The organism is Psychrobacter sp. NC44 (genome assembly GCF_904846655.1).
Taxonomy (GTDB): domain Bacteria; phylum Pseudomonadota; class Gammaproteobacteria; order Pseudomonadales; family Moraxellaceae; genus Psychrobacter.
Map to the genome: position 1 here is coordinate 83,580 of NZ_CAJHBN010000004.1, position 13,572 is coordinate 97,151.

The following is a 13,572-nucleotide window of genomic DNA, read 5'->3' on the forward strand; positions in this document are numbered from 1 at the left end:
TCCTGCTTTTATAATAAGCTCAAACTGCTATAGTATTTGGCATTGCATTATTTGTCACATTTACTGCCAATAGCTAGTGTTACCAAAAACGTTTTATAGAAAACTCAATTAAGGATATCAACCATGTCACACCCTCTCGTCGAATATCAAGTAGAAAACCATATCGCAACCATCACGATGAACGATCCCAAAACACTGAATGCCTTTAGCACAGTGCTAAAAGATGCCATGATGAATGCACTGACGAACGCAGATGAAGATAAAGACGTCAGAGTTATCATCCTGCAAGGCGCAGGCAATAACTTTTCAAGTGGCGGGCATATCGGTGAGATGTTAGAAAACGGCATGGAAAGCGAGGCACTGTCGAATAAGCTAAACTTTATGGTTGGCGAAGTCGCTGAGATTAGCTTAAAGTTGCGTAATATTCATAAGCCTATTATCGCCAAATTAGAAGGCGCAGTGGCAGGTGCTGGCATGAACTTGGCACTGACTTGTGATTTTCGCATAGCCGCTGATAATGCCAAATTCGTGCAAGCCTTTGTCAATATCGGTCTAATACCAGATGCTGGTGGCATTTATTTACTGAATCAATTGATCGGTGTAGCTAAAACCACTGAGATGGTCATGCTTGGCGATAAACTCAAAGCGGAAGATATGGCACGCTTAAACTTGGTTAATGATGTGGTCAGTAGCGACGAGCTGGATGCTAGCGTACTAGCATTGGCAACGCGCCTGAGCAATCTGCCCGGAAAAGCATTGGCATCGATGAAGCATATGATTAATACCCATGCGTATATGGGGCTAAATGAAGCGCTCGATATGGAAGTGGATCAACAGACCATGCTTGCTAAAACGGATGATTTTAGAGAAGGTATTACCGCCTTTATGGAAAAACGTAAGCCAGTTTATCAAGGTAAATAATAACCTGATCACACTCTTTTTTGCGCTATCATCAAAAAGGCTGCCTAATGGCAGCCTTTTATTTTTGGGTCATACAGTATCAAGAAAATTCCGTATTAAGCATATCTTTAAGTAACACTTTTAACTCTTAAGAATCAGAGGCTGTCTTATAGTGATGCGGTAAAGTAAATATCTTGTCAAAACCCAAGGTAAAGATAAAGGTATAAACCAAGAAAAATAGCAGTAACGCCGCTTCCATCATAAAGGCTTTGATTAAGCCAACGTCATACCAAATCATATAAAGTGGTAAGCAAATCAATACCAATCCGCCTTCAAACCCTAATGCATGCGCACTGCGAATGAGTAAGGTACGCTTTGCCACATGCTTGCGACGTTCCCACGCTTCAAAAGCTGTATTGTATAAGAAGTTCCAAATCACTGCTGCCAATGACACCATCACAGCAACTGGTAATGATTCTGCCGCGTCGCTACCGCTCAGCTTCATCAATACGAAAGTAGAAGAAATGATAGCGATAAGCTCGAAAATAGTCACATAGACGATACGACGTTTGAGTGGGGATAAAGTAATCAACCAAGACTCCAAAGCACTTGAGCGTCAACAAAAAAGTGCCTATCAAAGTATCGGTCCGTCCCGAGAGAAACAAGATAAATTGAGTGCAGAGCCACGGTTTCCGCCTGCCCTTATATTATACAGAAGATAGTGAAAGAAGCCAGTTGGTGGCTATACCATAGGTTACTTTCAAAGCAGATTTATTATTTGAAAAAGAGAAATTTAAAAAATAAGTATTTTGAGTACTTATTTTTTAGTCTCTATAGTAGCTTTCAAAAGCAATCTTCTGATAAACCTACTTATCCTTAAATTGCTTGGGTTTTTGTCGATAACAAAGAAATCGTTAAAACAATCATCTATATAATCAATTATTTCTTTAATCAGGCCTATAATCATATAAGCAATAGAAAGCAACTCGATTACAAGTATAGCTGTTACTGCAAATAATTTTAAGCCCTCATATGAGAAAACCTCATAAAAAATATTAACATCTCCATTTTTGATAATTATTGCAGCAGTTACTGTGAATAATACCGCCATCAAACCTGTAATCCTAGACTTAGAATCAGGATTAAATACGAAATTATTAATATTAAAACTATTCCCCAAATTATATTGATCTTGTAAGCTTTTCCAGTTAGAAATTTTACCTGCAAATTGTAACTGTTCTTCTTTTTTCACTATGCTTAACACCCAAGTATCTATAATCTTTTCAACGTACACTTTGTTTCCAACTGTTAAAATAGATACAAAAGTCGACTTTATTTTTATAGCTTGCCTTATATCTCTAACAGTAAAATCTTTGATTTCTATTCTTCTATTCTCATTAAATTCATTCAATTCATTTATAAAATTCATAAGATCATTACGCTCTAGTAGCATATAAAATTTTATAATTATTTTAGCATTAACTATATATTGAATATATAAAGAATTCAAAAGCCATAAAAATCCTATAATAATAAATATTGTAAAACCTAAATAAGAAATATTAATACCTATTAGTTTTAGTGTAAGGTAAATACTGCCTAGAGCAAGAGATAGTAAAAATATATTAATGGCTCTCAAACAGATAGGAACTTTATAATCCTTTCTAGAGAAAAAATTGTAATGATACTTATTAATGATATCTGGAATTATGATTTCTCCATCTGTAGATTCTACTTTCACCTCATTTTTTTCAGATTTAGACATATACGTTACCCTCCATTAAGTTAATTTCATTAATTATTAACCAACAAAAGAAAGGTTACAACTAGAAATTACTTTCAGACGTCAACCAATGACGTGTTAACTTATCACACTCAAACAAAAAACCCCGCATCATCACGATACGGGGTTTTTTTATAACTTAAAAATTTTTAACTTAAGATTTAACCAAAATTAGGTCAACTGAGCAACGTTAATTTTGTCGGCTTCTTCAGTATAAGAATCCATACGATCGAAGTTCATGTACTGATACACTTCCTCGCCCATGCTATCAAGCATACCAGCGTACTGCTGATATTCTTCGTTGGTTGGCAATTTACCAAGTACCGCTGCGACTGCTGCAAGCTCGGCAGAAGCTAGATATACGTTAGCGCCTTGACCCAAACGGTTCGGGAAGTTACGAGTAGACGTCGATACCGCAGTAGACTTCGGTGCGATACGTGCTTGGTTACCCATACATAGCGAACAACCTGGCATCTCAGTACGAGCGCCGGCTTGAGCGTAGATGTTGTAGTAACCTTCTTCCATCAACTGACGCGCATCCATCTTCGTCGGCGGCGCAATCCATAGACGAGTTTTCAAACTACCTGCTGGTACGTCTTGTAGCAGTTTACCCGCAGCGCGGAAATGACCGATGTTAGTCATACATGAACCAATGAACACTTCATCAATGGTATCGCCGGCGACATCAGCCAACGTTTTTGCATCGTCTGGATCGTTCGGGCAGCAAAGGATAGGCTCTTTGATAGTGCTCATATCGATAGTCATATCGATGGCGTATTCTGCATCAGCATCAGCACGCAATAGGCTTGGGTTTGCTAGCCATTCTTGCATCTGCTCGATACGACGGCTAATCGTACGCGCATCGCCATAGCCTTCTGAGATCATCCATTTAAGTAGTGTAATGTTTGAGTTTAAATACTCAGTCACTGATGCTTCAGACAAAGTGATGGTACAACCAGCAGCACTACGCTCAGCTGAGGCATCAGATAACTCAAATGCTTGCTCAGCGGTCAAGTCTTCTAGGCCTTCGATTTCAAGAATACGACCATTGAACTCGTTGATTTTGCCTTTCTTATCAACGGTCAATAGACCTTCTTTGATCGCTTGATAAGGGATCGCATGAACCAAGTCACGCAACGTGATACCAGCTTGACGTTCGCCAACGAAGCGGACACGGACAGATTCAGGCATATCAAGTGGCATAACACCAGTCGCTGCTGCGAATGCTACTAGACCAGAACCTGCTGGGAATGAGATACCCATTGGGAAACGAGTATGCGAGTCACCACCAGTACCGACGGTATCTGGAAGTAGCATACGGTTCAACCAGCTATGAATGATACCATCACCTGGACGTAAGCTTACGCCGCCACGGTTCATGATAAAGTCAGGTAGTGTGTGCTGAGTTTCAACGTCAACTGGCTTTGGATAAGCCGCCGTATGACAGAATGACTGCATGACTAAGTCTGCTTGGAAACCTAGGCAAGCCAAATCTTTTAGCTCATCACGAGTCATCGGACCAGTCGTATCCTGCGATCCTACAGTCGTCATTTTAGGCTCACAGTACATGCCCGGACGTACGCCCTCTAGACCACAAGCTTTACCGACCATTTTTTGCGCTAGGGTAAAACCTTTACCCGTATCAACTGGCTCTTCTGGCTTAGCAAAGATATCTGAATGTCCAAGACCCATGTATGCGCGAGCACGATTGGTCAAACCACGACCAACGATTAGTGGAATACGGCCACCTGCACGAACTTCGTCAAGCAATGTTGGTGAGTTCAATTTGAATGTAGACAACACTTCATCAGAATCATGCTTAGTGATTTTGCCTTCGTACGGATAGATGTCAAATACATCACCCATGTTTAGGTTATCAACGGCTACTTTTTCGATTGGCAATGCGCCAGAATCTTCCATCGTGTTAAAGAAGATAGGAGCGATATTGTTACCAAGTACTAGACCGCCGCCACGTTTGTTTGGCACGTTAGGGATATCATCGCCCATGAGCCACAATACTGAGTTGGTTGCAGACTTACGGCTAGAGCCTGTACCTACCACGTCACCAACATAAGCGAGTGGATGGCCTTTTTCTTTTAATGCTTCGATTTGCTTCATTGGACCGACAACGCCCTCTTCGTCAGCCGTGATGCCGTCGCGAGAGTTTTTGTGCATAGCCAATGAATGCAATGGGATATCAGGACGGCTCCACGCATCTTGCGCAGGCGACAAGTCATCAGTGTTGGTTTCGCCAGTCACTTTAAACGTCGTGTAAGTCGTCTTTTCTGGTACAGCATCACGGTTCAAAAACCATTCAGCGTCAGCCCAAGATTGAACCACTTCTTTAGCGATAGCATTGCCCGCTTCTGCTTTTTCAGTCACGTCATTGAACGCGTCAAACACCAGTAACGTCTTTTTCAACGCTTCAGCAGCATCTTGTGCCACTTCCGCGTCATCCAGTGCCGCAACCAATGGCTGAACGTTATAGCCACCTTGCATCGTGCCTAGGATTTGAACGGCTTTTTGCTTGCTAATAAGTGGTGAAGAGGTTTCACCCTTAAGGATCGCTGCTAAAAACGCCGCTTTAACATATGCCGCTTGGTCAACGCCAGCAGGAATACGGTTTTCTAGCAGGTTCATCAAGAACGCATCTTCGCCTGCTGGTGGATTCTTTAGTAGTTCAACCAACTCTGCTACTTGTTTTTCGTTCAGTGGTAGCGGAACCGTTCCTAGCTCAGCACGTTCTTCGACATGTTTACGATAAGCTTCTAACACAATAGTCGTCCTCGTTAGTTGGAGTATTAGCACATTACGTGGGTAGTCAGCATGACCGCCTTCGTCTATATACTAGATGGAATAATTATCCGTGCAATCATAGCTTAAAACGCTCTAAATGTTAATGGCTCAGACTTTAAAAGGCTCATAAAGCAGTTTTAAAGGGTGCATATTGAACATTTATTATATAAATAGTACCATCAACAATATGATTGAATACCCTTTCACAACCGATATATGGCTTGTCATTTTAGTCAATCACCGCTCGATTTATGATTAAATAAATACGCTATGACTGCTAGACGCTTTGTAAGATATTATTTGATAAAATATCATCTTACAAAGCAGCATGTGAAAAGATAGCGCTTGAAAAAATAGAGGTTATTAGAGTGTGTCCTCATTTTAAAAATGGAGATAAAAATGAGATGAGTTGCCGTTAAACAAAATTTTGCCATTTTTCACCCATTTAGATGCTCATTGCTTGAATTGAGGACACACCCTAGCCATATACTAATTCAATAAATATTAAGGATGATGATATGGACAGTAGTACGATGGAAAACAATCACACGGAAAACAGCGATATGAAGAGTAACGCTAATTATCAAAACGGTCTCAAAGTTCGCACTGATGTGATGGGTGAGGCACATGTCAAACGCTCGCTTGATGCAGCGACTGAGTTCACCCAACCATTACAAGACTGGATTATTGAGCACGCTTGGGGCAGCACTTGGCAAGATGACTCAGTATTGCCACGCAAATATCGCTCATTAATTACTATCGCTTTTTTAATTGCGCAAAAAAGTCCAACTGAGCTAAAAGGGCACATTAGAGGTGCAATTAATAATGGCGCTAGTGTCGCTGAGATTCGAGAAGTATTAATGCACAGCTTGCCTTATTGCGGTGCACCTGCCACCCAAGAAGCGTTTCGTGCCACCATAGAAATCCTGAATGAGTTGGATATTGATATAGATATTTAAAACTATGGTTGAGCGACAAATCATAGTAGCCTTGAGTATCGACTTCAAAATGGTCAGTTAAACAAGATTCATTGAAAATTAGCCCCTAAGTTTCTGCTATAATACCTCAACTCATAACATATTCTAATAATTCCATAAACCCTTATGCTATAAAGGGTTAAGAGATACTTTATTATGACAACTGCCGTACAAACACATGTGCCTGCTGCTAAGGTCAAACCAAAAAAAGCCATTCAAGGCGAAAAACTACGTGGCTACGATAAAGTTGCACGTATCCCAATTAAAGTGATCCCGACCGTCGAGGCAAAGAAAAAGCCAGATTGGATTCGGGTTAAAATGTCCTCGCCTGCTGAAGTGGCTCGTATCAAAGCCACCTTGCGTGAGCAGAAGCTTTATACCGTTTGTGAGGAAGCGGCCTGCCCTAACCTGCCGCAGTGCTTCGCTGATGGTACGGCGACCTTTATGATTATGGGTGATATCTGTACCCGTCGCTGTCCGTTCTGTGACGTAGGACATGGTCGTCCCAATGAGCTAGATGCAGATGAGCCGCGCCATACTGCCGAGACCATTTTAGGCTTGCAGTTGAAGTATGCCGTTATCACCTCTGTAGATCGTGATGATCTTAAAGATGGCGGTGCTGCCCACTTCGTTGAAGTACTCAATGAATCTCGCGCACTCAGCCCAAATTGCCTCATTGAGATATTAGTGCCAGACTTCCGTGGTCGTATGGAGATTGCTTTAGACCTACTGACTGAAACACCGCCAGATGTCTTTAACCATAACATCGAAACCGTACCACGCCTCTATAAAGCGTTTCGTCCAGGTTCTGACTATCAGCATTCGCTAGATTTGCTCAAGCTCTATAAAGAGCGTCGTCCTGATATCGCCACCAAATGTGGCTTTATGGTTGGCCTTGGCGAGACTGAAGAAGAAATCTATGCACTGCTTGATGACTTAAAAGCGCACAATGTGGATATGATTACGGTTGGTCAGTATCTGCAACCTAGTAAAAACCACGCGCCTGTAGATCGTTACGTCCATCCAGACGAATTCCAGCGCTATATGGACTATGGCAAAAAGATTGGCTTCTTTAGCATTTGGGCAGGCCCAATGGTACGCTCAAGCTACTTCGCCGATCGTCAATACTATGGCGAAGATTGCCCAGCGCCAATCCGTAGTAAAAAAGCATTGGAAGCTGAAGGCAAACTTGGCTGCTAAGTGTCGGGTTTTAATAAGCTAACGCTTAAAAATTAAGCGAAGCATGTAAAAGGGGTGAATAACAGTTTATGTTATTCACCCCTTTTTTTAGCTTTGATAGATTGTTTTAAATATTAGGATAGCCCCTAACACTTAACACTTTAAACAGTTAAAGTTGGCGTTGGCTTTTCAGCTGTTTTGATATTGAATACAGCGACGATTAATACGATAACGCCGCCTAATAATCCCGTGGTAATCTCAGGATAAATCAGTAATAAAGCACCAATGGTCAAGATGACGCGCGTCACTGGATTCATAGTCCCTTTAAAATACCCTTCAAGTGCTGAGCTTAAAGCGATAACACCTGTCACTGAAGTCACTACTACCGTGATAATATCTAAAATAGGTGGCAGTGGGAAATCTTTCGCTGTTACTGCCAAACCAGTTGGATCTATCATCAGCATCGTTGGATTATAAATAAACATAAACGGCACGATAAATCCGGCGAGTGCTAGTTTAAGCGACAAGAACCCTGTCTTCATCGGATCGCCACCGGATATACCAGCACCAGCAAAGGCTGCTAGACACACAGGCGGTGTAATATTGGCGAAGATACCAAAGTAGAAGACAAACATATGCGCCGATAAAATTGGAATATCAAAACCAGCCAATGCTGGTGCTGCCATTGTTGCCGTAATAATATAGGCAGGAATAGACGGTAGTCCCATGCCCAAGACCATCGATGCTAGCATGGTTAAAATCAGCGTAAAGAATAATGATCCTGCACCTAGCGTCACAATAGATGAAGTCATTACCGTACCAAAGCTGGTTAGACTCACTACTCCGATAATAATACCGACGACCGCACAGGCAGCCATTACTGCGAGCGACTGGCGTGCGCCATCTTCTAGCGCACCCAAAATGTCAGAGAAACCCATTCTGGTCTCTTTGCGCAGCATACTAACCACGACGGTAAAGCCAATGGTATAAGCCGCTGCATAACCAACGGGCACGTTTCTGATTAATAAGAAAATCAAAAATACAATCGGTAGCAGCATGTGACCGCGTGCTTTTAACACTTCTTTGACGGCTGGTAAGCTTTCTTTAGCGATACCTTTTAGATCACGGCGTCCAGCGCGGAAATGCACCTGTGCAATCACACCAAGATAATACAAAATCGCGGGCAGTAATGCTGCCAACGCAATCGTGCTATAAGGCAAGCCTGTCGTCTCAGCCATAATAAATGCACTGGCACCCATAATCGGTGGCAATATCTGCCCGCCAACAGACGCACTCGCCTCAACTGCGCCCGCAAAATCTTTGTGATAACCGACCTTTTTCATGAGCGGAATGGTAAAAGCACCGGTACTAACCACATTTGACAAAGCAGAGCCATTGATACTGCCCATAAAGCCACTAGAAATGACCGCTACTTTTGCTGGTCCACCTTTTTTGTGACCGGCGATGGCCAATGCCAAATCATTAAACAACTGTCCCATTCCCGAGCGTGCTAAGAACGCACCAAAAAGAATAAATAAGAAGATAAAGGTGACCGACGCACCAATCGCAACAGAATACAAACCTTCCGTTTTTAGAAACAATTGACCAAAAATATCACCCATATCATAAGGACGAGTCAGTAAGCGGTCAGGCATAAAGTCCAAATGACTGACAAACGGATACGCCAAAAATATTCCTGCCAAGATCGGTAAAATCCAACCTGTGATACGGCGACTGCCTTCTAACACACAGACCACCGTAATCAGTGAAAATATCACATCCATCTGGTTGGCCATACCACCACGTGAGGTCACAATGTCTTGATATTCATATATCAGATAAGCCATCCCAGATAAAGACAGGGCAAACCATATCCAGTCATACCATGCAACGCGCTGACGGCTGCTTTTTTTGCTTGCTGGAAAAATCAAGAAAATTAATGCAAAACCAATGCCCACGTGTACAGAGCGCTGTAGCAATGCTGGCATGGGATTAAAAGTGATATACAAATGAAATAGTGAATATAAAATGCAAATTCCAGCGATAAAATACTTCACTGGTCCTTGAGTGAGGTGCCGTGTGATGGATTCTCGGTCATACTTTTCTAGTATGGCTTTATTGTGGGCTTGCGCTTCAAGTTCAGCGTCGATATTAGTATTAGCATCCGTGTTGGAATGTATAGGCAAGTCGCTATTGTTATTGATATCTGACATCGTTGTCACATTATCGTGATCCATCACTTGGGAGTTCATGACACAAGTCCTTGTTAAATCTATCAATGAAACCATACGTTGTCGGCATGATCGTTACTTCAGAATAGTCTGGCACCCAGCGATGAATGAGCATCCGGTAGTTACCATACTCAATCTCACCTTTGGTAAGCCGAGAGACCACCCAATTGAGCTTGGGCAATTTCTCATTGATTTGATAACCCAGATAGCCAGGTTTTTGTATGAGAGCAAGCGCTTCGGTTGAGGGTGTACCCGCCCCAAAAGCTTCAAAATAAGTGGTGGTCAGCAGCAACCCATCGCTCTCACGTTGGTATTGCTCTTCCCACCATTGTTTTTCTACAGAATGTATCCAGCGCAATTGAAAATTTGGCTCGACGAAATAGCAAACCTTATCATTAGCACCATCAACGCCTGCAACACGCACTTCCACCACAGGCTGACGGACAAATAGATGCCATAGCGTAAAAAAAACCAGCGCGGCAATACCTACCACGCCAATTAATAACCCTAATTGCTTATTTAGCTGCTTGCTCATCATAGTACTTTTTAGCGCCAGGATGGATAGGGGCGACCATGCCATCACGAGCGGTTTCTAAGCTAATATCATTGGCCGCTTGGTGCGCTGTTTTTAGACCGTCTAAATTATCAAATAGTGCTTTGGTCAATTTATAACCATCAGCTTCAGACAAATCAGAGCTCACCAATAGAGCATTCATGATTGCTGCGGTTGGAATCGCTGCTTCATTGCCATAAGTGCCAGCAGGAATCTCAAAGGTTTTGAAGTAAGGCTTGGTCGCAATGATTTCTTTTAGCTTGTCTTGATTGATGGTGATCAACTGTAAGTCTAAGCCCTGCTCTAGCTCCATCAATGAAGAGTTTGGCAGACCACTACTAAAGAATGCTGCTTCAATTTTACCCGCTTTCATACCGTCCGCTGCTTCCGCAAAGCCTAAATAATCAACGGTAACATCATCATACGTGATACCAAAACCTTCTAATAAAGTTCTAGCATTTACTTCTGTTCCAGAGCCTTGATCGCCTACAGCGATGCGTTTACCACGTAAATCTTCAATATTTTTGATGCCAGATTTTTTGGTGGTGACGACTTGCACCACATTAGGGTACAAGACTGCAATCTGTTGGATGTTGGTTATCGGCTTATCAAAGTTATTTTTGCCTTCGACTGCGTCGGTGACGACATCACTAAGCGCCAACACCATGTCGACCTTTCCTTGGGTCAATAGATTGACGTTTTCGACTGAAGCACCAGTAGTTTGCGTTTTTGAGTTGACCCCAAAGGTTTTGACATAGACCTCTGATAATGAGGTACCGATGATGTTATAAGGGCCAGATGCCCCGCCAGTGGCGATGGTCAGAAACTTGGTATCCAACTTATCGGCAGCAGTGTCCGTGGCAGCGCTATCTGTTGCTGTACTGTCAGTGCTTTCTGAACTTGGCGATGAGCATGCCGTCAGCCCTAAAGTGGCGCTTAACATTGCTGATAAAAGTAACGGGGATTTTAGAGAGTGGAGCATTGAATTCATCCTTGAAATAATCGATTTAGTACATTTAACAGTATCAGTATATAAATATTAATGCGTTACATACCTGTAATAATATAGCAATTCTTGCTATAAATAAACTGCCATCTACATTCTCTTCTACGCTCAAAACCTTATATTCGAAGCCATTTAGGTCAAGTGGCAGCAGCTTTTGTAAGCAATCAAAAGCTAAATATAGTTTTGCTATGCGGAACAATGTTTCATTAGTTATCTTATTTAAACAAAGTTTGTGTCGATTGTAAACCTTTATAATAATCTAAATACAAACGAGGTTATTTGACCAAAAATACTGATATAGAATGACTGAATGGTATGCCTGAATGTATTTTTATAATACTGTAGGCTTTGTTGTATTTCATATATAAAACCTAAGCGGGCGTTTTTTAAAGCAGCTAACTTAAAGTAGACGCAGTCTGAATAATACATTCGTCACCACATATATTGGCAACTTTATCTTTTATTCTAAAAATCTGGAAAACCTTTATGACAACATCTAGTGTAGAAAAATCAGCAGCGGTATCTGCTGATATCGCCATCATTGGTGGTAGTGGTCTTTATCAGATGCAAGCGCTAAGCAATAAGCGTAACGTAAAAATATTGACGCCTTTTGGTACACCTTCTGACGATATTGTCTTAGGTGAATTGAATGGCATAACGGTCGCCTTTCTAACTCGTCATGGTCATGGTCACAAACTCACTCCTTCCGAAGTCCCCTATCGTGCCAATATTTATGCCCTCAAAACTTTGGGCGTACGTTACGTCATTTCGGTATCGGCAGTGGGGTCGCTAAGAGAAGCGCTTAAGCCATTAGACATGGTCATTCCCGATCAAATGATCGATATGACTAAGTATAGAAACAGCAGTTTTTTTGGGGAAGGTGCAGTGGCACACGTCGCGATGGCTGATCCTTTATGTCCTAAAGTCGCGGATATTCTAACGCGTGCTTATGTTCAGGCGCAGATAGCTGAAGGTCAATGTCATGCAAAAGCCACGTATGTCTGTATCGAAGGGCCACAGTTTTCCACTCGTGCAGAGTCACACTGGTATCGGCAGATGCAAGCGGACATCATCGGTATGACCAATATGCCAGAGGCTAAGCTTGCTCGTGAAGCAAGTATGGCTTACGCGACGCTAGCCTTAGTAACAGATTTTGATTGTTGGAACCCTACTGAGGAAACTGTTAGCGCCGATTACGCTATTCAGAATTTGATGAAAAATGCCGATAATGCGCAGCACGTTATTAAGCAAGCGGTCGCCCTACTCGCTGCAGAACAGCCCGACTCTATTGCTCATACGGCTTTAGCTCAAGCGTTAGTAACGCCAGTAGAGGCGATGAGTGAAGAGACTAAAACCAGACTGTCAGCATTATTGCCTTAGTCATACGAATTTATAATCAACAAAAAGCCATCGAACTATAATCAACCTAATAGGGTCAACAAAATAGTTTAATGGCTTCTTAATACATAAAAGCTCCAAATGATAAGGCGTTCTTAATTCTTAATCCTTAATAACCATCAAGCCAGCCATTTGGCAAATACTGCAAATCTTCAGGCTCATCAATATCAGGCAAAGGCGCTAACAACGCTACAGACCAGCTCAATTCTGCCAAGCGCTGTTGAGTAACCTTTGCTACGCTCGCCGTACTCCATTCGATATTGCTGAATAAATGAGCAGCAACTTGCTTAAAGCCAAACAGCACATAGCCACCATCAAAAGCCGGAATCATTACACTATCTTGTGCCTCTAATTGCTGTGCAGCCTGTCGCATACGAGTAGCTGTGAGACTAGGACAGTCCGTACCGATTAATAAAACCTTTTTAAAATTTTTTAATTCAATAGGTTGTAATGCATGCTGACTGGCGGTTAACATACGCAAACCCAAGTCACCATCCACTTGCGCTGACCAATGCAGCGATTCAGGCAAACCAAGCGCTTGCCAGCATGGATCAGTTGGCGCAGGACTGACACATAACTCAATCGTAAAGCCGGTAGCGACGGCTTGCTCTATACTATGCAATAGCAGTCTACGCGCCATTTGCGCCGCACCTTCAATACCAAGAGCTGGCTGCAAGCGCGTTTTTGCCATACCCTGTGCGGGGAATTTGGCAAAGAGAATAATGCAAGTTTGTTGGTTTTGATTCATG

General features: G+C 42.2%; 11 protein-coding genes. 4 read left to right on the top strand and 7 right to left on the bottom strand.

Translation table 11 applies throughout. The features are described 5' to 3' along the window. Positions 1-123: 123 nt before the first annotated feature. Positions 124-921, top strand: a complete 798-nt coding sequence (locus tag JMX95_RS04375; RefSeq protein ID WP_045451320.1) for an enoyl-CoA hydratase/isomerase family protein — start codon at positions 124-126, stop codon at positions 919-921. Positions 922-1,048: 127 nt separating this feature from the next. Here the strand turns inward: JMX95_RS04375 and JMX95_RS04380 are convergent, their stop codons facing one another. The 3 genes from JMX95_RS04380 to acnB form a co-directional block, all read right to left on the bottom strand. Next, complete coding sequence (locus tag JMX95_RS04380; protein ID WP_201554283.1) at positions 1,049-1,492, bottom strand: PACE efflux transporter; 444 nt, start codon at positions 1,490-1,492, stop codon at positions 1,049-1,051. 225 nt (positions 1,493-1,717) lie between these two features. Further along, positions 1,718-2,665, bottom strand: coding sequence for a hypothetical protein (locus JMX95_RS04385; protein ID WP_201560092.1), 948 nt, complete (start codon positions 2,663-2,665; stop codon positions 1,718-1,720). A gap of 189 nt (positions 2,666-2,854) precedes the next feature. Continuing rightward, a complete protein-coding gene (acnB, locus tag JMX95_RS04390; RefSeq protein ID WP_055123861.1) occupies positions 2,855-5,458 on the bottom strand; it encodes a bifunctional aconitate hydratase 2/2-methylisocitrate dehydratase in 2,604 nt (867 codons plus the stop codon). A gap of 584 nt (positions 5,459-6,042) precedes the next feature. On the opposite strand from acnB, the gene JMX95_RS04395 reads away from it, so the two are divergent. After that, on the top strand, positions 6,043-6,438 hold the full coding sequence (locus tag JMX95_RS04395; RefSeq protein WP_201560170.1) for a carboxymuconolactone decarboxylase family protein: 396 nt from the start codon (positions 6,043-6,045) through the stop codon (positions 6,436-6,438). A gap of 174 nt (positions 6,439-6,612) precedes the next feature. Further along, on the top strand, positions 6,613-7,656 hold the full coding sequence (gene lipA, locus JMX95_RS04400; RefSeq protein ID WP_201560093.1) for a lipoyl synthase: 1,044 nt from the start codon (positions 6,613-6,615) through the stop codon (positions 7,654-7,656). A gap of 140 nt (positions 7,657-7,796) precedes the next feature. Here lipA and JMX95_RS04405 read toward each other — a convergent pair whose 3' ends face one another. Genes JMX95_RS04405 through JMX95_RS04415 form a run of 3 tightly spaced genes read right to left on the bottom strand, consistent with a single transcriptional unit; the run spans position 7,797 to position 11,401 of the window. Next, entirely contained in the window at positions 7,797-9,887 is a 2,091-nt protein-coding gene (locus JMX95_RS04405; protein WP_227675962.1) for a TRAP transporter permease, read from the bottom strand. Continuing rightward, positions 9,859-10,401, bottom strand: a complete 543-nt coding sequence (locus tag JMX95_RS04410) for a DUF1850 domain-containing protein (RefSeq protein WP_227675963.1) — start codon at positions 10,399-10,401, stop codon at positions 9,859-9,861. Before JMX95_RS04410 ends, JMX95_RS04405 begins: the two co-directional genes overlap by 29 nt. Further along, complete coding sequence (locus JMX95_RS04415) at positions 10,382-11,401, bottom strand: TAXI family TRAP transporter solute-binding subunit (protein ID WP_193011126.1); 1,020 nt, start codon at positions 11,399-11,401, stop codon at positions 10,382-10,384. Before JMX95_RS04415 ends, JMX95_RS04410 begins: the two co-directional genes overlap by 20 nt. 510 nt (positions 11,402-11,911) lie before the next feature. Here JMX95_RS04415 and mtnP point away from each other — a divergent pair. Then, positions 11,912-12,805, top strand: a complete 894-nt coding sequence (mtnP, locus tag JMX95_RS04420; protein WP_201560095.1) for an S-methyl-5'-thioadenosine phosphorylase — start codon at positions 11,912-11,914, stop codon at positions 12,803-12,805. A gap of 127 nt (positions 12,806-12,932) precedes the next feature. Here the strand turns inward: mtnP and JMX95_RS04425 are convergent, their stop codons facing one another. Continuing rightward, complete coding sequence (locus JMX95_RS04425; protein ID WP_201560096.1) at positions 12,933-13,571, bottom strand: TIGR04282 family arsenosugar biosynthesis glycosyltransferase; 639 nt, start codon at positions 13,569-13,571, stop codon at positions 12,933-12,935. Between the last annotated feature and the right edge of the window lies 1 nt (position 13,572).

Bases quoted from the DNA above. Each gene is read 5' to 3' on its own strand.
- mtnP (WP_201560095.1), top strand. From the start codon at position 11,912: ATGACAACATCTAGTGTAGAAAAATCAGCAGCGGTATCTGCTGATATC.
- JMX95_RS04395 (WP_201560170.1), top strand. From the start codon at position 6,043: ATGAAGAGTAACGCTAATTATCAAAACGGTCTCAAAGTTCGCACTGAT.
- JMX95_RS04415 (WP_193011126.1), bottom strand. From the start codon at position 11,401: ATGCTCCACTCTCTAAAATCCCCGTTACTTTTATCAGCAATGTTAAGC.
- JMX95_RS04410 (WP_227675963.1), bottom strand. From the start codon at position 10,401: ATGAGCAAGCAGCTAAATAAGCAATTAGGGTTATTAATTGGCGTGGTA.
- lipA (WP_201560093.1), top strand. From the start codon at position 6,613: ATGACAACTGCCGTACAAACACATGTGCCTGCTGCTAAGGTCAAACCA.
- JMX95_RS04425 (WP_201560096.1), bottom strand. From the start codon at position 13,571: ATGAATCAAAACCAACAAACTTGCATTATTCTCTTTGCCAAATTCCCC.
- JMX95_RS04375 (WP_045451320.1), top strand. From the start codon at position 124: ATGTCACACCCTCTCGTCGAATATCAAGTAGAAAACCATATCGCAACC.
- JMX95_RS04385 (WP_201560092.1), bottom strand. From the start codon at position 2,665: ATGTCTAAATCTGAAAAAAATGAGGTGAAAGTAGAATCTACAGATGGA.
- JMX95_RS04405 (WP_227675962.1), bottom strand. From the start codon at position 9,887: ATGAACTCCCAAGTGATGGATCACGATAATGTGACAACGATGTCAGAT.